Origin of the sequence: Pradoshia eiseniae, assembly GCF_002946355.1 — a bacterium.
Lineage (GTDB): Bacteria > Bacillota > Bacilli > Bacillales > Pradoshiaceae > Pradoshia > Pradoshia eiseniae.
In genome coordinates this window covers 190,345-206,750 of sequence record NZ_PKOZ01000001.1, presented here as the reverse complement: position 1 = coordinate 206,750, position 16,406 = coordinate 190,345, and the positions used below count along the sequence as shown (strand labels likewise).

At 42.7% G+C, this 16,406-nt stretch carries 18 protein-coding genes; 1 reads left to right on the top strand and 17 read right to left on the bottom strand.

The window, feature by feature from the left end; genetic code table 11:
- Position 1 precedes the first annotated feature (1 nt).
- The gene (locus tag CYL18_RS01030; protein WP_104847611.1) at positions 2-967 is read right to left on the bottom strand and encodes an ROK family glucokinase; all 966 of its coding nucleotides are present in this window, start codon (positions 965-967) and stop codon (positions 2-4) included.
- 5 nt (positions 968-972) lie between these two features.
- Positions 973-1,182: a YqgQ family protein gene (locus CYL18_RS01025; protein ID WP_104847610.1), complete on the bottom strand. Its 210-nt coding sequence runs from the start codon at positions 1,180-1,182 to the stop codon at positions 973-975.
- A gap of 181 nt (positions 1,183-1,363) precedes the next feature.
- Between CYL18_RS01025 and CYL18_RS01020 the strand changes: the two genes are divergently transcribed.
- Positions 1,364-2,242, top strand: a complete 879-nt coding sequence (locus CYL18_RS01020) for a hypothetical protein (RefSeq protein ID WP_104847609.1) — start codon at positions 1,364-1,366, stop codon at positions 2,240-2,242.
- On the opposite strand, the gene CYL18_RS01015 is transcribed toward CYL18_RS01020, so the two are convergent.
- The 15 genes from CYL18_RS01015 to CYL18_RS00950 form a co-directional block, all read right to left on the bottom strand.
- Complete coding sequence (locus CYL18_RS01015) at positions 2,237-3,778, bottom strand: rhomboid family intramembrane serine protease (protein ID WP_104847608.1); 1,542 nt, start codon at positions 3,776-3,778, stop codon at positions 2,237-2,239. The genes CYL18_RS01020 and CYL18_RS01015 overlap by 6 nt on opposite strands.
- A 71-nt stretch (positions 3,779-3,849) precedes the next feature.
- Positions 3,850-4,020 carry a hypothetical protein gene (locus CYL18_RS19150; protein ID WP_161497050.1) on the bottom strand — a complete coding sequence of 57 codons (171 nt, stop codon included), beginning with the start codon at positions 4,018-4,020 and terminating at the stop codon, positions 3,850-3,852.
- A 66-nt stretch (positions 4,021-4,086) separates the two neighbouring features.
- A complete protein-coding gene (locus CYL18_RS01010) occupies positions 4,087-5,055 on the bottom strand; it encodes an L-lactate dehydrogenase (protein ID WP_104847607.1) in 969 nt (322 codons plus the stop codon).
- Positions 5,056-5,098: 43 nt separating this feature from the next.
- Positions 5,099-5,887, bottom strand: coding sequence for a DUF92 domain-containing protein (locus CYL18_RS01005; protein WP_104847606.1), 789 nt, complete (start codon positions 5,885-5,887; stop codon positions 5,099-5,101).
- Positions 5,880-6,443, bottom strand: coding sequence for a 5-formyltetrahydrofolate cyclo-ligase (locus tag CYL18_RS01000; protein WP_161497049.1), 564 nt, complete (start codon positions 6,441-6,443; stop codon positions 5,880-5,882). The genes CYL18_RS01005 and CYL18_RS01000 overlap by 8 nt, the downstream gene beginning before the upstream one ends.
- A gap of 70 nt (positions 6,444-6,513) precedes the next feature.
- Positions 6,514-6,663, bottom strand: a complete 150-nt coding sequence (gene rpmG / locus CYL18_RS00995) for a 50S ribosomal protein L33 (protein ID WP_082197029.1) — start codon at positions 6,661-6,663, stop codon at positions 6,514-6,516.
- 60 nt (positions 6,664-6,723) lie between these two features.
- Positions 6,724-7,299: a hypothetical protein gene (locus tag CYL18_RS00990; protein ID WP_104847604.1), complete on the bottom strand. Its 576-nt coding sequence runs from the start codon at positions 7,297-7,299 to the stop codon at positions 6,724-6,726.
- Between the two features lie 182 nt (positions 7,300-7,481).
- The gene (locus CYL18_RS00985) at positions 7,482-7,877 is read right to left on the bottom strand and encodes a hypothetical protein (RefSeq protein ID WP_104847603.1); all 396 of its coding nucleotides are present in this window, start codon (positions 7,875-7,877) and stop codon (positions 7,482-7,484) included.
- Between the two features lie 340 nt (positions 7,878-8,217).
- Positions 8,218-8,877: a phosphate signaling complex protein PhoU gene (gene phoU, locus CYL18_RS00980; protein WP_104847602.1), complete on the bottom strand. Its 660-nt coding sequence runs from the start codon at positions 8,875-8,877 to the stop codon at positions 8,218-8,220.
- Positions 8,878-8,907: 30 nt separating this feature from the next.
- Positions 8,908-9,702 (bottom strand): phosphate ABC transporter ATP-binding protein PstB, encoded by a 795-nt coding sequence (pstB, locus tag CYL18_RS00975; RefSeq protein ID WP_201741235.1) that lies wholly within the window; start codon positions 9,700-9,702, stop codon positions 8,908-8,910.
- A 70-nt stretch (positions 9,703-9,772) separates the two neighbouring features.
- Positions 9,773-10,687 (bottom strand): phosphate ABC transporter permease PstA, encoded by a 915-nt coding sequence (pstA, locus tag CYL18_RS00970; RefSeq protein WP_104848312.1) that lies wholly within the window; start codon positions 10,685-10,687, stop codon positions 9,773-9,775.
- Positions 10,687-11,574, bottom strand: coding sequence for a phosphate ABC transporter permease subunit PstC (gene pstC / locus CYL18_RS00965; RefSeq protein ID WP_104847600.1), 888 nt, complete (start codon positions 11,572-11,574; stop codon positions 10,687-10,689). Before pstC ends, pstA begins: the two co-directional genes overlap by 1 nt.
- A 66-nt stretch (positions 11,575-11,640) precedes the next feature.
- Positions 11,641-12,537 (bottom strand): phosphate ABC transporter substrate-binding protein PstS family protein, encoded by an 897-nt coding sequence (locus CYL18_RS00960; RefSeq protein ID WP_104847599.1) that lies wholly within the window; start codon positions 12,535-12,537, stop codon positions 11,641-11,643.
- Between the two features lie 285 nt (positions 12,538-12,822).
- Positions 12,823-14,973 (bottom strand): peptidoglycan D,D-transpeptidase FtsI family protein, encoded by a 2,151-nt coding sequence (locus CYL18_RS00955; RefSeq protein WP_104847598.1) that lies wholly within the window; start codon positions 14,971-14,973, stop codon positions 12,823-12,825.
- Positions 14,974-15,044: 71 nt separating this feature from the next.
- Positions 15,045-16,265 (bottom strand): MFS transporter, encoded by a 1,221-nt coding sequence (locus CYL18_RS00950; protein ID WP_104847597.1) that lies wholly within the window; start codon positions 16,263-16,265, stop codon positions 15,045-15,047.
- Positions 16,266-16,406: the final 141 nt, after the last annotated feature.

Genomic DNA, 16,406 nt, shown 5'->3' with positions numbered 1-16,406 from the left:
ATTAATTACCGTATTGCTTATAAGCTAAACCAGCAGCTCCTATCACTCCTGCATCATTCCCTAAAGTGGCGCATTCAAGAGAAGTGGACTCAGCTACACGACCAAAAGCGTATTGGCGGAAATAGCCTCTGACTGGTTCGAGAAGCGCTTCACCTGCCCTCGATACGCCCCCTCCAAACACAATCTTATCCGGGTTGATGCTATTGCCAACATGAGCTGCCGTCAGTCCCAAATATTTCGCTACCTTGTCAAGGACGGCCACTCCCGCTTCATCCTGTTCCTTCACACAATCGAACAAGTCTTTTGCCGTTATCATGCCTTGGTCGCGATGACGGTTGGCAAGCATAGATTCTGGCTTCTTATTAATTTCCTCCAAAGAGAGCCTAACAATACCTGTTGCCGATGCAATTGTCTCAATACAGCCGGTCTTTCCGCAATTACATGGAGCGCCTCCCTCTGGAATAACCGTTATATGACCAAGCTCTCCGCCAGCGCCGCTAACCCCATGTACAAGCTCCTGATTGGCAATAATCCCTCCGCCGACACCTGTTCCAAGCGTTATGCAAACGAGGTCGTTTGTCCCTTCCCCGGAGCCTTTCCAGAATTCTCCGTATGATGCCACATTGGCATCATTATCAACGACTACTGGAATGCCAAGCTCTCCCTCCAGCCTGGACTTGAGCGGGTAATCCCTCCAGCCGATATTTACGGCAACATAGATATTGCCCGTTTCAAAATCTACTGGGCCTGGTGCGCCCATGCCAGCTGCTATAAGGGTTGCTCCCGGCCATTTTCCGATTGTTTCCTTAACGGAGCTAGCAATCTCAGAAACTATATGTATGCCATTATCAACGAGATTCGTAGGAATCTCCCATTTATGTACGATTGCTCCCCCTTTATTTACAAAAGCTAATTTAACGGTCGTACCACCTAAATCAATCCCTAAAAGCCACTCCTGTTTCTCCATCTATTTCACCCTTTCTTTTGTTTATCTCTCTCAAGTGCAATCTCACGTTTTAAAATCAGAATGGCTGTTTGATACTCTTTTGGTTCGATAAGCTGTGAGCGATACAGCTCCCGCACCTCAAACTCCAGCATCTCCAGATCAGCCAATCGGTCACCCAAGTATATATAGCTCCCAAATCTCTTTAAATATTGCTGGATATCATAAACGGATTTCATCTTGAACTTCCTTCCTTCCTGACGTTTACCCTCTAAGTATAGCTGAATTTATTTACTTCCCTCAATACTCTTTCTTTACTGATACCCGGCTTACTAAAGCATATCCTCTTGGACTGGCTCATATATTTCACAGGAGTGACCATATCTTTACTTTGACTAATGAACAAGGAGTGAGCTTCATTTGAAGAAAGCCATTTATCATACAGGTATAGCCCTGCTAATCATCCTTACCATAGGCGTAGTATGGAAGACGTATACGAATGCCAAAGTTCAATCGACACTCCAGTTCTTTCCGTTCAACGAAAAGGCGAAGTTCAGTGAAGCCAATACATCCTTAACATTAAAGGAACCCGATAAAAACAAAGATAAGTATGGGGTTACTTTAAGTGTGAGCTCTATTTTGAATCAATCGGCTTATCTGCGCCAAGACATGTCGCTCCTATTTCAAAATGGGCGCCTCATCGACCTATTAAGGGGCTGGAAGCAAGACGAGACTACGATGAATCAGACGCTGACCGTCGAGGGTCACGAATCCTCCTTGTTTGAGGCAGTAACGATTCACTACGGAGAAATACATGAAGATGATACCCCAACGAGCACGTATAAGACGACAGATGCATCCCTTTATGTGATATCCTCACGTTTTGGCCCCATCAAATCATTTCAGGCTCCTGAGACAGAGGAGCAAAAGGATTGGGCTTTCACATTACGGTCAGTAGCAACCTCGAGACTCACGAAGGTACTGGATCGATATATTGATAAATCACAAATAGATTTATCTGATTATATGGTCTTGCCCATTACCGAATTAGCGGCCAAAAAGCACTTATTGCTATCCGAATATTCGGACCGCGAACAGCTGGCAATCATCGAGAAATTATGGGAATCCCTATACTCCATTTATGTTACCGGCATAAAAAAACAGGATGGCACTATCATCGATCCGATTGACAGCACCATCCCGCTTATCCTAAGGGAAAAACAGAGCAACCGTCTAATCCTGCTTATCCAGGATAAGACAGGCAATTTACACGAGTTTTACCAGCGGCTTCCATCATGATGGCCGACTTTGGTTTATTTCCTCAAGTACCTTCTTGAAATTTTCATTATCCGGATCTTGCTCAATCGCCTTCTTCAAATAATCAGCGGCAAGATCCAATTCATTTCTTTGCCAATAGATGAGGCCGAGATCATAATAGGCTTCCGGAAATTCCGTGCGTTGGTCAATAGCCGCAAGAAAATGTTTTTCCGCTTGGTCGAGATTTCCCTCCCGGAATTCAAGATAACCTGCAAAAAAGTAAGCCTCCGGATAATTATCCCCATCCAGGTATTCCTCAACTGCCTCATAAGCTTTATCATACTTTTCCTGACTTATGTACTCCTGTGCCAATCCCATATCCGTTTCATAAGAGCCGTTTGCTTCTGCAGAATATCCATAGAACAACAGCCCCGCCGTCACTGCAATAGTCACCACCATAGAGACAAGCTGCCACGCAAGCTTTCTTACCTTCGGCAGTCCGACAATGGCCGCAGCCAGGAAACCGCCGACCAAACCGCCAATATGACCGGCACTATCAATTGCCGCAGCAGAAAAAGTGATTACCAGGTTAATGAGGAGGATGACAATGACATTCCAGCCCATCGTCCGGAAAAATAGATTCGGATAGGTAACCCCGAAGTATAAAAGGGCACCAAGCAGTCCGAAAATAGCACCGCTCGCACCTGCGGAAATATTAGGAACAAGCAGAAAACTCAAGAGCGTACCGGCAAAGCCTGAAAAGAAATAAATAACAAAGAAACGGGCGCTGCCATATATGCGCTCAACGATAATTCCTACGAAATATAGGCTCAATGTATTGAGGGCCAGATGGGTGAATCCGATATGCAAAAAAATCGGCGTAAAGAAACGCCACCAATCCCCTGTAAGGATGAGCGGATTGTACTTCGCACCGAATTCAATTAAGGTTTGAGTATTGGTGCTTCCGCCATTCATTTCTAATATAAAGAAAATAATCACCTGAAACGCCATCAGCATATAGGTGAGAATGGGTTTTCCCTGCTGGAAAACGGCTTCATCCCTTTTGACTTTTTGGTAGGAGGCGGATAAAGAGCTTTGTTTCAAGTGTTGAATCTCTTCTTCCTTAATCAGCTCGCTATCCTTATTTAACCCTTCCAAAGCATAAGGAAGGAACCGGTCAAGATTGTCCATGGATTCCTGCAAAGCGGATGTTTGGAACACAAGTGATTCTGCCTGGACACGACGAAATTCCGGCTCCTCATAACGTTTCGTTGCCTCTGAATAATCATCCACAGGAGCATACGCGCTGATATAGATCGTCTTGACCGTAGCTGCCTTCTTCCCAAGGAACCTGCGTACCTTTTCCCCATTGCGAATAGCCATATGCTGATCCTTCTTTAAATTATTTGCCCAACCCAAATCCCCGAGCTTTAAACGAATGATATCGGTATCCTTTAACACATCGGAAGCAAGCCATATTTCCGTCTGGTCCTCGGATGCAGATACAAATCGATAACCGTATTGCTTAATGAGCTGATTTATAAAGGACCAAAATATATACTCCTCTTTAAAACTCAATTACGTTCCCTACTTTCTCTCTCCCGAAAACTTCTCTTTATTTTAACATTGTTTGCGCCTGAAGAATATTCCTATCGGCTCTCGAGCGTCCAATCCTCATCCAGCTTCTTAAAAATGGGAAGCTCAAGTATAACAGCAAGCAGCATATCCCGAAGAATCGTGCTTCTGAAAAAGGATTTTCTCTTTTGATAAACTATATACCCAACTGAAGCCATGCTTAAGATAATCAAAAATCTTTTCATAAAAAAATCCCTCCTGTGTTTCCACATAGTATGGTCACAGGGGGGACTTTTATGCTGCTTCTAGAATTAATTCTCAGCTAAGATTTTGGCAAGGACAGGATCCATCGTCTCTTTCAGTACCTTGACGGAATGAGAGAACTTGGCTTGCTCATCATCAGATAATTTCAGCTCAAGAATCTCAGAAACACCGCCACGGTTAACGACGGATGGCACACCAACATAGACATCCTTCTCCTTGTATTCTCCATCAAGGTATGTAGATACCGTTAGAATACTGTTCTCGTCGTCCAAGATTGCCTTTGTGATACGTACAAGGCCCATCGCAATTCCGTAGAAGGTAGCTCCTTTACGATTGATGATTTCGTAAGCTGCATCACGCACATTTGTGAAGATTCCATCAAGGTCCTCCATGGATTTTCCTGGAGTGCTCTCGATCAATTCCATAATATTCTTGCCGCCTACGTTTGCATGGCTCCAAACAGGTAGTTCCGTATCCCCATGCTCACCGATGATATAGGCATGGACATTACGAGGGTCCACTTCAAAGTAATCACTAAGCATGAAGCGTACACGGCCAGTATCAAGAATTGTACCGGAACCGATGACACGGTGCTTTGGAAGACCGGAGAATTTCCAAGTAGCATAAGTTAAAATATCTACAGGGTTCGCAGCTACTAAAAAGATTCCATCAAAGCCGCTCGCCATGATTTCTTTTACGATGCCATGGAAGATTTTCATGTTTTTCTCAACAAGATCAAGTCTTGTTTCGCCAGGTTTTTGATTCGCGCCCGCTGTAAGGACTACCACATCAGCATCCTTGCAATCAGAATAATCACCAAGTCTATATTTCGTTCTGTGAGGTGCGAATGGAGTACCGTGGTTAAGGTCCATTACATCTCCTTCTGCTTTATCTCTATTCAAGTCAATCATAATAAACTCTTCAGCCACACCTTGATTGAGCATAGCAAACGCATAGCTGCTTCCTACAAATCCGGTTCCTACTAGGACTACACGATTAACATCTTTTTTACTCATGTGATAAACCACCTTTTCTACTATTACAAATAATGCTTCTTTATTATGTGATATACTGTGAAGTTATTATACAAAGAAAGCTGACAAACAGAATGGAAGAAATATTGACAGCCTCATTATTGAACCAGGAAACACCGCTCTCATGTATAGTTTGCTCGAGACAGTGTTCCATTTTCTCTGTCCGGACTCCGCATACGGAACATTTATATTCCACCTGAACAAATGCACCGAGCAAGGTATCAACTAGTGAACCAAGGAATCCAAGAACACTTATCATCAAAAGGACTGGCATAGGTAATTCAAACAAAAGAAGAGCACACATGGCAATCAGTGCCGCTCCGGCAGCTGAAGCTGCCGTTCCTAGAAAGGATATTGCACCAGATGTGCCAGGCGTACATTTTTTAAGGGTAGTAATTTTGATAGGCTTGCCCTTGCTCAAAATACCCAGCTCTGAAGCCCAAGTATCTGCCGCAGCCGCGGCAATGGAAACGAAAAAAGCATAGAGGAATATTTCATTTGAAGTGAAGGCATACGCCAAGGAAAAGACAGATGGGGCTCCCCCATTGGCTGCAACCTGTGCCCAATTACGACGGCTCGTATTAGCCAATTTCTCTTCAGCCTTTTTTTTCAGCTGCTTTTTATAGGTGGAGAAGAAGCTCGAGGAGGCAAAAAACACACCCAAAATCAAAAATCCTCGCCACCCCGTACCAATCAAGACAGTGAAACCGACAAAAAATGCCGCAATCGAGCCAGAACGGGATAGCGCCCTCTCCTTATATGCAAGAAATGCTCCTCCGAAGGTGACTAAGAAATAGATGAGTGCTTTAATCACAAGCCATTATGCCCCTTTCAGTCAGAAGATAATTGACCGGCACATCAAATGGCTCCACCGGGAGATGATTGGTCACCTGCTCAGAAAACGCAATTGAGAGCGTCTCGCCTGAATAACTTGAGAGGAATCGGTCATAATAGCCTCCTCCAAACCCGAGCCGATATCCCCGAGAAGTAAAGGCAAGCCCTGGAACAATGACCAAATCAATGCTCTCTGCGCTTTTTTTCTTCGCTTTCACGGGATTTGGCTCAAGCAGTCCATGATAGACCGATTCAAGTTCAGTTCCTTCCTCATATAGATAAAAATCCATCTCCCGTGTTTTTGGCTTGCATTTTGGGATGACGATTTGTTTTCCGTCCGCCCATGCTCTCTCAATGATTGCACTCGTGTCAATCTCAGGATAACGTGCAAGTGTAACAGCAATTATGTACTTTTCTTTCCAAACAGGATGATTGACCAAAGAATTTGTGATCTGGTATGTATTCTTGCTGCGCTTCTCCTTTGGGTAATCATCCAATAGACGCAGATATTCTGATCGTAATCTACCTTTTGACATTCCCATTTCCTCGCTATCTTTCCATAATCTTCCATATAAAAAAAGCAACAGGAGAGTAATCTCCTGCTGCTTATTTTGTTTCGCGGTGCGTAGTAGTACGCTTTTCTCTTGAGCAGTATTTTTTTAGCTCAAGGCGATCAGGGTTATTACGTTTATTTTTTGTGCTGATATAATTACGCTCACCGCACTCTGTGCAAGCTAATGTAATGTTTACACGCATGTGAGTCCCTCCAGTTCATTCATAACTTCATTTGATACGACTTTTCTATAATACCACCTTTCATTGATAAATGCTAGTCTGATTTTTGATGAGAAAATCAAGAAGCATGGCATCTTCTTTCGTTTCCCCTCTAACAGTCCAATTAGAGAGCATGGAAACCTCTCCAGGAAGCAAATTTCGCTGGTACATAGTCGCACAAATGACATAGCCGCGCGCTAGCGGTGAAGGCAAAACAGTTCCCCTTTGCATCGCTTCAAATACTGCATTCCTGCTTCTTTGTTCCATGATGGATATACTCGCTCTGTCATGTCCATTCAAAAGAACAATCTGGTCATCCTCATAGAAATATACAAGCGCATCAGTGGGGCTATAAAAGCAGGCTGAAACAGGACTTGTCCTCTCTGTCACAAAAAATACCTTAAAGGAAATAGGGCGGGGAGAATCATTCTTGCAGATAACATCTATTCGATCAACTTGTTTATTATGATTCATTTGAATTCCCACGGAAAGATTTTCTTGGGTTTCACTGGGCTCCCGCCATAAATAAGGAACAATCCCCCCTGGTGTCGCTTCTGATAATTTCCTATAGCTGCGTGCACGATTTTCTGAAATTTTAAGTTTCCCTAATTTATCCAAGCGGTACACCCTCCTGTTCGATTACTATATTCTTCCATTAAATCCTATCATCCGGTAAGCTCATTGACAATAAACGCATATTGTCGAAGATTGGATTTCGTTCTCCAAAAATTTACTCTTGAAGGAATAGGAGGGGCCATATGGCAGAATGATGTCACTTCATGAACATTCCTTGAAGTGTATTATTGTAAAGGAATAATCTTAGATACTGCATCCCAGATTTTCCGATTCCCATCTATCGATTCGTGTCCTGCATCGATTACATCAGTTTTTTCCATAATTTTATTAAGCACATCTTCAAATTTATCTGGCATCGGGATTTTCTTTATGGCTTCGGCTAGCTTCTCCGGAAAAACATGCCCGTAAATTTCTGCCGCTAGAGAAGTCGAAGTGATTGGGAGCTCGTGATTAAACTGTTTCTGATGATCATCCAAAATTACCCGAGCCATTTCAGCGGCTGCTTGAGGCTTTAATATAGCCCGTTTTAGTGCATCGTTATTATCAATATGAACGGCCTTCTCACTCAAAAAATAACTAATCATTTCATCATTGACACGAATTCTTTTTCGTTCTTGCATATTTCCGCTTCCCTTCCCGAGTTATTTGTTTTCTATTTCCTTGCCTGCCTTTTTTCAAACCAGCTCTATAAACAGTCTTAATCAGTTCTTTGAGTTCCAATAGGAAGACTGATTAGTATTCCAAAATTTTCTACTTACCCCCTTCCATACCTAGCTCTCAATGATTCATACCGGCTGGAACTCCTCTGGAATTCGGCTGCCTCATCTCCTCATGAAAGAGAGCTCAGTACAGCTTCCGCGGATTTTGACTTAATCACAAAAAATCCCCCCTTCAAAAGGCGCCATAATCCAGATACAAAAGGAATAGCGCTTTTCGAGGGGGGATTTCCATGCAACCTTATCAGTCATTCAGGTGATATCGTCTGCCCTTTGCCATATACAAAATATCCTCAGCCAGATTGGTAATATGGTCTCCTGCTCTTTCATAATGGCGTACGAGGAATAATAGCTGAGAGTTTTGATTTCGTGAATCATTCCCTTTAGGAGACGCATTTAAGATAGACTTGATGACTTGCCCGTAAAGCTCATCCATACGGTCATCAAGCTCTGCGAGTTCCTTAGCCATTGTAAGGTTTTCTTCCACATAGGCCTCTTTGAACATCGCCATCATCCTTAGGCCAATTTCATGCATTTCAGCCACAGCAGCATTTTCAAACGGCCGTTCTTCTTTCGCTAATCGAATGGCTGTTTTGGCGATATTCTTCGCATAATCACCCACACGTTCAATCTCTGAAGAAATCTTGATAGCAGATATGATATGACGCAAATCAGATGCGACTGGCTGCTGCTTGGCAATCATTAAGATAGCAGCCTCTTCGACGTCCTCCTCAAGCTTATCAAGCTTCTTATCTTCATCCAAAACTGTTAAAGCTAGATCAATATCTTTTTCAAGCAGGGCTTTATAAGCTTTCTCAAGTGCCACAACAGCCATATCACTCATTTTGATTACATTGACCTTTAATTCTTGAAGCTCACCTTCGAATTTCTCTCTGACTACCATTCTTATCTTCTCCCTTCACCTATAAAATGATTAACCAAAACGTCCTGTAATATAATCCTCCGTCCGCTTATCCTTAGGTGTGGAGAATATTTTATCGGTATCATCAAATTCGATGACTTCACCGCTCAAGAAGAAGGCAGTCTTATCAGATATACGCGCTGCCTGCTGCATGTTATGCGTCACTATGATAATACTGAATTTTTCCTTCAGCTCCTGAACTAGTTCTTCTACCTTCAGCGTAGAAATCGGGTCAAGCGCTGAAGTCGGCTCATCCATCAAGATGACATCCGGTGAGACAGCCAAGCATCGAGCAAGGCAGATCCGCTGCTGCTGTCCGCCGGAAAGACCATAGGCATTCTCATGAAGACGGTCTTTCACCTCATCCCAAATGGCGGCTCCGCGCAAGCTCGTTTCTACGATTTCATCCAGCTCTTTTTTATTTTTAACACCATGGATTTTCGGTCCATAAGCGACATTTTCATAAATGGATTTCGGGAATGGATTTGGCTTTTGGAACACCATTCCAACCTTTTTGCGCAGCTCTTCCACTTGATAGCTCTTATCAAAGATATTATCGCCTCTATAGAGAATCTCACCAGTTGTTTTGACGCTAGGAACTAATTCAATCATTCTATTCAAAACTTTGATATAAGTCGATTTCCCACAGCCAGATGGTCCGATGATGGCTGTAACCTCATTCTCCTGGATGGGCAAATTAATGTCTTTCAAGGCATGATTGTCTCCATACCATAGATTCAAATTTCTTGTATCATAAACGAGCGGTTTTGCATCCATGGATTTAGATTGTTCTGTTTGCATGGCCATCTCCTGCTTTTTATCTTTTATTTCACTCATGTCATTATCCCCCTATCGATCGAATACCTGTTATCAATCATCAAGCAGCTGCCTGAGTCTTTTTCTTTTTCCCTTTGCTTCCCTCGAAATGCTTTTGCAATAGAGTCGAGAATAAACGTGCGAGCAAATTAAAGATCAAAACCATAATAATGAGCACCGCTGCTGATTTTGTTGCGATTGCTTGTGCATCTGGCACAATGCCCTCCGAATTCAGCTTCCAGATATGGACAGCCAAGGTTTCAGCTGGCCGGAAGATATTAAACGGGTTCACAGGATTGCTTAAATCTGCTGCCGGATTCAGGATTGGTGTCATTAATCCAGCTGTATAGATTAGTGCGGCTGCCTCTCCAAATATACGGCCTGCGGCAAGAATAACTCCTGTAATGATTTGAGGCATCGCCGAAGGCAGGGTGATTTTCACGATTGTTTGCCACCTTGTTGCGCCTAAACCAAGGCTGGCCTCCTTCACACTCCCCGGAACATCCAATATAGCACTCTCACTTACACGTGCAAGGCTTGGTAAATTGAGAATGGTAATGGCAAGCGCACCACCAATGATTGTATACCCCCAGCCTGTTGCCGTAACAAACACGAGCAAACCGAATAATCCAACCACGATGGAAGGAAGCGATGCCATCGTATCAATACACAAACGAATAAAGTTTAACAATTTTCCAGGTTTCGCGTATTCTGCCAAATAGATACCTGCTCCCAAACCAAGCGGGACAGATATGATTAACGTAATGATCAGCATATAGAAGGAGTTCCATAATTGATACCCTATCCCTCCCCCGGCCTCGACATTACTCGATTTACCAGTCAGGAAGGATAAATCCCAAAATCCCCAGCCTCTTTTCAATATTTCAAAAACGAGGAAACCAAGAAGGAGGACAATAAAGATGGCTACAATATAGAAAATACCTGTCCAAATCTTATTGACTGTGCGTGAATTCATCATTTTTCACCACCTCTATTTCCAATAAAACGAATAATCAGGATAAATAAGAATGATATTACCAATAGGATCAGCGCCAAGCTCCAAAGGGCATTATTCCAGGCTGTTCCATTTAACGTATTTGACATATCCATGGTCAAAACTCCTGTTAAAGTAGCCGTTGGGCTTGTCAATGCCTCAGGTAATTTAATCGTATTGCCGATAACCATCTGAACCGCCAGTGCCTCACCAAAGGCGCGGGCAAGACCAAGGACTATCCCTGTCATCACACCTTTCTTGGCGGCAGGAATCACCACACGGCTAATCGCTTGCCATCTGGTCGACCCAAGTCCGTAAGATGCCTCAAGCAATTGCGGCGGCACCCCTCTCAAGGCATCTGAGGCTAAGGTGGCAATTGTCGGCAGAATCATGATACTAAGAACGATTATCCCTGCCATCAAGCTGAAACCTACTCCGCCAAATGAATCCCTGAGGAATGGCACAAGTATGGAAACACCTAATAAACCATATACAACAGACGGAATACCAACCAATAATTCCAGCACTGGCCGCAATACCTTTTCTCCGAACTTAGGTGAAATATAATTCATGAATATGGCCAATGCAATGGCAATCGGGGCACTCACCAGCACCGCTCCAATCGATACGAGTGTAGATCCCGCTATGAAAATCAAGGCACCATAATGCCCGTCATTTGGACTCCAATTTGTTGAGGTAATCATTTCCCAAAGTGAAATGCCGCTCACGGTGAATGACTGTATCCCCTTGCCAGCTATGAATGCGATGATTGCCAATGTTGTGAGCACAATCACGATTCCGCATAATGTTACAAGGGTTCGGCCTATATATTCACTCTTCCAGTAGTTAATCGACTTGTGGCCTTTCATCCCTATCTGCTCCTCTCATTTAAACACGATTACAGAAATGGCATAGAAGCCATTGTTATCAATCTTTTATCTATCCATCAATTCAACCATAGGGATATAACCCATTTGATCTACTTTTTCAGCAAATTCCTCACTCACTAAGAAGTCAATGTATGCTTTAGCAGCTCCTTTTGGCTCACCTTTTGTCACCATGTATTCATAGGACCAGAAAGGATAACTTCCATTTGCCACATCATCTGTTGTTGGTTCTGCGCCATCAATAGTGATAATTTTCAAAGAAGTATCCTTACCTTCGACTAAGTAACTCATTGCCAAATAACTAATTGAACCCGAGGTTGAATTGATTGAATTTTCAACAGCACCATTTGAATCTTGATTTGTTCCAATACTGTCATTAATTTTGACATCTTTCATAACGGTTTTATCAAATGTGATACGTGTTCCGGAGGAAGCAGGTCTATTTATGACGTTGATTTCTAGATCCTGACCGCCGACTTCTTTCCAATTGGTAATTTTCCCGGAGAAAATCCCTTGAATTTGTTCGACTGTAAGATCATCGACCTTCACATCCTCATTTACGACTATCCCAAAAGCAATTCCGGACACTTTATTATCCACTAACTGACCGGCAAGAGCTTCATCTTCAATCTTATCAGCAGATGGAACATCAGAGTTTCCAATGTTTACAGCCCCATTCGCAACCTGATTAATTCCCGTGCCGCTGCCTCCTCCTTGTACGGTGACAGATACATCAGAATGCTTTTGCATAAATTCATTTGCAGCTACATCAGCCAATGGCAGAAGCGCGGTTGACCCAGCCGCTGTGACAATTCCGGATATTTCCGCTCCCACCCCATCAGAGGATGACGCATCATTTGGGTTGTCATTTCCGCAAGCCGCAAGAACTCCCATTATTAGCACAAGTGTCAAGAGGAATGATGCTCTTTTCCATTTCTTAAACATAACTAATTGCCTCCTGTTTTTCCTGATTTATTTATACCTTGATTAATTTCGCATACCCTTTACAGTTTCTATATTAAACAAGCAATTTAAACCAGGGGTTAATCCAATGTAAAGGTTATGTAAATATTTATTATTGTTTGTAAATTCAAGCCCTAAAAACTGGCAAGCATATGACTCATGACTGTTTAGCCATAAAGCAAAAAGACCCTCTCCAGCAGGATTGGGTCCAATAAACAAAAAAACAGGCGAAAAACATTAGAATGTTTTCCACCTGTCTCATAATACTTATTCCTCATCAGTGTCTGCTGCATTGGAGTCTGAGTCTATGTCAGCGGCCTTATCAGAGTCCTTATTTGTACCAGATCTTTCAGCTTTCAACTCAAAATATTTTTCGTAAACCTCTTTTGCGATCTCAAGGTTCATCTTATGGCCCGTTCTTTGATAAGCCCATGGCACAACAACACTGATGGCTATCTCAGGGTTATCGGCTGGTGCATAGGACACGAAAGTAATATTATACGTATCTGGCTGTATGGTGCCTTTTTCCCAATTCGGACCGTCATAGAAGGCTTGAGCTGTACCTGTTTTTCCTGCTGGGTCATATTTGGCATTGGCAAAGTAGGAATAGGCTGTACCGCCCGGAACTTGCGTAACCTGTCTGAAGCCTTCTTGAACACGATTAATCCATGATTCCTTCATTGGCAAAGTATTCAGGACTTCTGTTTGAACTTCTTTAATAACCTTGCCTAATGATGCTTCATCATCAGATGGTTCTCGAATTTCTTTCAGTAAATGAAGCTTGACTCGGTTCCCGCCATTTGCAATGGTGGAAACATATTGATTAAGCTGCATCGGTGTGTAAGTGTCATATTGCCCAATCGCAAAGTCCATCAATAACCCTGCATTCTGGGTAATGCCTTTATAGCCCGAAATCTCTCCCGGCAAATCAATTCCTGTCCGTACACCAAGACCGAATTGATTATAGTAGCTGCGCATGGTAGAAAAGGCTGAATCTCGGACACTCAATGATTTCCCCTCCGCATAATGACCGCCGCCAAGCGCAATCGCAGTTTTGAACATATATACGTTAGAGGAGACTCGCAAGGCATCAATATCATTAATATTACCAAAGGTTTTCCAGGATTTTTTCACAGGGGTTCCCTTGATCTTCATTGGTGAATCAAGGATGACCTGACCAGGTGAAATGGCCCCGGTTTGGTAACCTGTCAATATGGTCGCCCCTTTGACAGAGGAGCCCATTGCATAGGAAGAAGTAAAGGTGCCAAGCGCATGGTCTGTCATCTTCATCTGTCCTGTTTTTTCATCTCTGGCATACTTCTTGCCTGCCATCGTCAAGATCTCACCCGTTTTCGGATCAGAGATAACGGCATATGCACGGTCCAAAAATCTAGTATCTGCCTTTCCAGTCTTGGCCTTCAATTGCTTTTCGATAATTTCTTCCGTTGCTATTTGCAGATCCATATCAATGGTTAGCAAGATATCTTTGCCGCGCTGCCCTTCTGTAATGATTTCGTTGCTGACAATATTGCCGGCTTTATCCGTTACATTACGGATTTTCTCTTGCTGCCCGCGCAGTACTTCTTCATATTGTTGTTCTAAGTATGATGTGCCAACCCGATCATTGCGGCTGTATCCGCGCGCCAGATAATACTTAACTTTATCAGATGGAAGTCCTTCATTTGAGGATGAAACTTTACCGAGCACTGATTTTAGCGTGCTTCCATACGCATATTTTCTTTCCCAGTCAGTCGTTGTATCGACACCAGGAAGGTTCTCAATCTGTTCATTGACTCGAGCAACTTCCTCATAGGTTGTCTCGTTATTCTTGACTATTTGCGGAGATAAATAATATCCAGAGATAAATGTACTGTAGATGGCTAATACTTCAAGCTCATCTTCAGAGAAATCAATCTCCTTCTCTGTAATCCGGTCAAGCTGCAACTTATAAATTTCATCATCTGTCAATTTGCCTTCATTCAGCTTCGCGTATTCCGCTTCTGTGATTTTTTTCTTTGCTTTTGATGGATTCAATAGAATCCAGAAATCCTTCTTATCCCGTTCACGAAGCTTATCCGTTTTTACATCTATCAGTTTCGCCAGCTTCTCAGCTGTCTCTAACATTTCTTCTGTTGATGTTGTTTGGGTCCTAGTATAGGTAATGGCGTAAAGCGGCTGATTATCAACGATAACCTGTCCGTTCCGATCATAGATTTTTCCCCTCGGGACAGAGTTTTGCACCGTTACTTCCTCCGTTTTCGCAATTTCGCGTTTATAATCATCTCCATAGACAATCTGGACGATTCCCAGTCTTAGCAGGAGGGCAGAGAAAAGTAAAAACACAATGAATATCAAAACATTCATGCGAAATGGTAGCTGTTTTTTCTTTTTTTTCTTTCTGACTTTCACTGTCTCCATCCCTTCATAGTTGCATTCGGTTATCATTTTAGTACCAATTAATCAAGATTAACAGAAGTAAAAGATTCCAGTCAATCTATATTTCTCATGGCTACTTTTCTCATGAACAAATACACAAAAACATGCCCCGCCCCTGCTCCAAGCAAGAGAATCTTAATGCCTAAATCCTCTGGAAGCATCATGATTATCCCCATAAACACCAAAATCGAAGTCGCTCTCCCAGCATTTAAATACAGCTCTCGAATGACAATATATTCAATTCTATATATTGCCGCCTCTCTGGCCCTCCCAATTACATCATAGGTCAGGGACATATATGGCACAAATAATAAAGGATATGCCAGCGCTATGACAGAGGCAAAGATGAGCAGTTTAACATAGGAGACTTTATAAACCAAAAATGCAATTGCTCCATACAGAAGCGTAGCTCCAGCAAACATCGAACCCTTCCTATATTTCACCTTTACATATCTGCCTACAAGAAAATAGGCGAGAAAGGAAATTCCCGAGCTTATGAGCGTGAAGGTTCCTAATGCCATTTCACTCCCTGTCTCTATGAATACAAAAACTGAGATAATGAATACAAACACGCCTTCTCTCAGTCCCTGCGAATAATTTGCATATGTAATCCGCTTCCAATCAGGATTCCGCTTCCTCTCGGACATCACTTGCTTTAATCGATACTTCCCCTCTGCTGCCCTTCTTTTCAAAAATAGGCTGCAAATGACCGCAATGACAAATAAGGATAGAGAAGAGCCAAAAATGATTAAGTAACCGGTGTTTCCTATCATGCTGCTGATAACATACCCAGCGAAGAATGGACCGATCATTCCGCCTAACGCACCAGATATCCCCTGTAAACCGTTAAACGAATCCCTCGTTTCAGGTTCAGTGATCTCAAAGGTGAGAAGATTATAGGCAAGCCAATAAAACCCATATCCCAGGCCAAGCAAGCTTCCAATCAACACTAAATAAAGGCGAGAGCCACTCGTAAAAAATAGAACCACCAAATAAAAAGACGCTAAGAAGCAAACGCCGATACGCAAGACGATAATACGATCAACTTTTTTCGCAAGCCCGCCAGCAAAAAGAAAGGCAGCCCCCTGAAGAAGAACAACCGCTAAGTTATAAATGCCCAAATCCAGCAATGCCTCATTTTGTTTCCATAAGTAAACATTCACAAATGTATTGGACAATGCGGTGCTTAATGAGTATAAACCCCCAATCAAAATCAGGATATACAATTCCTTGTTAGACTTAATTTTACTGATAACGCCATTTTGAATTCCCATTATGAAAACTCCCCTTCATCTCGGTTAGTTTTCCTGCGGGAAACTCAGAACATGTAAGCATATTTCACTTGGAAGTAGTTAACAACTCAGCTTTTTCAGGCTTTAAAAAGAGCATAAGAAAAAGCGTTTTGGAAAAGGGAG

Bases quoted from the DNA above. Each gene is read 5' to 3' on its own strand.
- CYL18_RS01030 (WP_104847611.1), bottom strand. From the start codon at position 967: ATGGAGAAACAGGAGTGGCTTTTAGGGATTGATTTAGGTGGTACGACC.
- CYL18_RS01025 (WP_104847610.1), bottom strand. From the start codon at position 1,182: ATGAAATCCGTTTATGATATCCAGCAATATTTAAAGAGATTTGGGAGC.
- CYL18_RS19150 (WP_161497050.1), bottom strand. From the start codon at position 4,020: ATGAAAAGATTTTTGATTATCTTAAGCATGGCTTCAGTTGGGTATATA.
- CYL18_RS01010 (WP_104847607.1), bottom strand. From the start codon at position 5,055: ATGAGTAAAAAAGATGTTAATCGTGTAGTCCTAGTAGGAACCGGATTT.
- CYL18_RS01000 (WP_161497049.1), bottom strand. From the start codon at position 6,443: ATGTCAAAAGGTAGATTACGATCAGAATATCTGCGTCTATTGGATGAT.
- rpmG (WP_082197029.1), bottom strand. From the start codon at position 6,663: ATGCGTGTAAACATTACATTAGCTTGCACAGAGTGCGGTGAGCGTAAT.
- CYL18_RS00985 (WP_104847603.1), bottom strand. From the start codon at position 7,877: ATGCAAGAACGAAAAAGAATTCGTGTCAATGATGAAATGATTAGTTAT.
- phoU (WP_104847602.1), bottom strand. From the start codon at position 8,877: ATGGTAGTCAGAGAGAAATTCGAAGGTGAGCTTCAAGAATTAAAGGTC.
- pstB (WP_201741235.1), bottom strand. From the start codon at position 9,702: ATGGCCATGCAAACAGAACAATCTAAATCCATGGATGCAAAACCGCTC.
- pstA (WP_104848312.1), bottom strand. From the start codon at position 10,687: ATGAATTCACGCACAGTCAATAAGATTTGGACAGGTATTTTCTATATT.
- pstC (WP_104847600.1), bottom strand. From the start codon at position 11,574: ATGAAAGGCCACAAGTCGATTAACTACTGGAAGAGTGAATATATAGGC.
- CYL18_RS00960 (WP_104847599.1), bottom strand. From the start codon at position 12,537: ATGTTTAAGAAATGGAAAAGAGCATCATTCCTCTTGACACTTGTGCTA.
- CYL18_RS00955 (WP_104847598.1), bottom strand. From the start codon at position 14,973: ATGGAGACAGTGAAAGTCAGAAAGAAAAAAAAGAAAAAACAGCTACCA.
- CYL18_RS00950 (WP_104847597.1), bottom strand. From the start codon at position 16,265: ATGGGAATTCAAAATGGCGTTATCAGTAAAATTAAGTCTAACAAGGAA.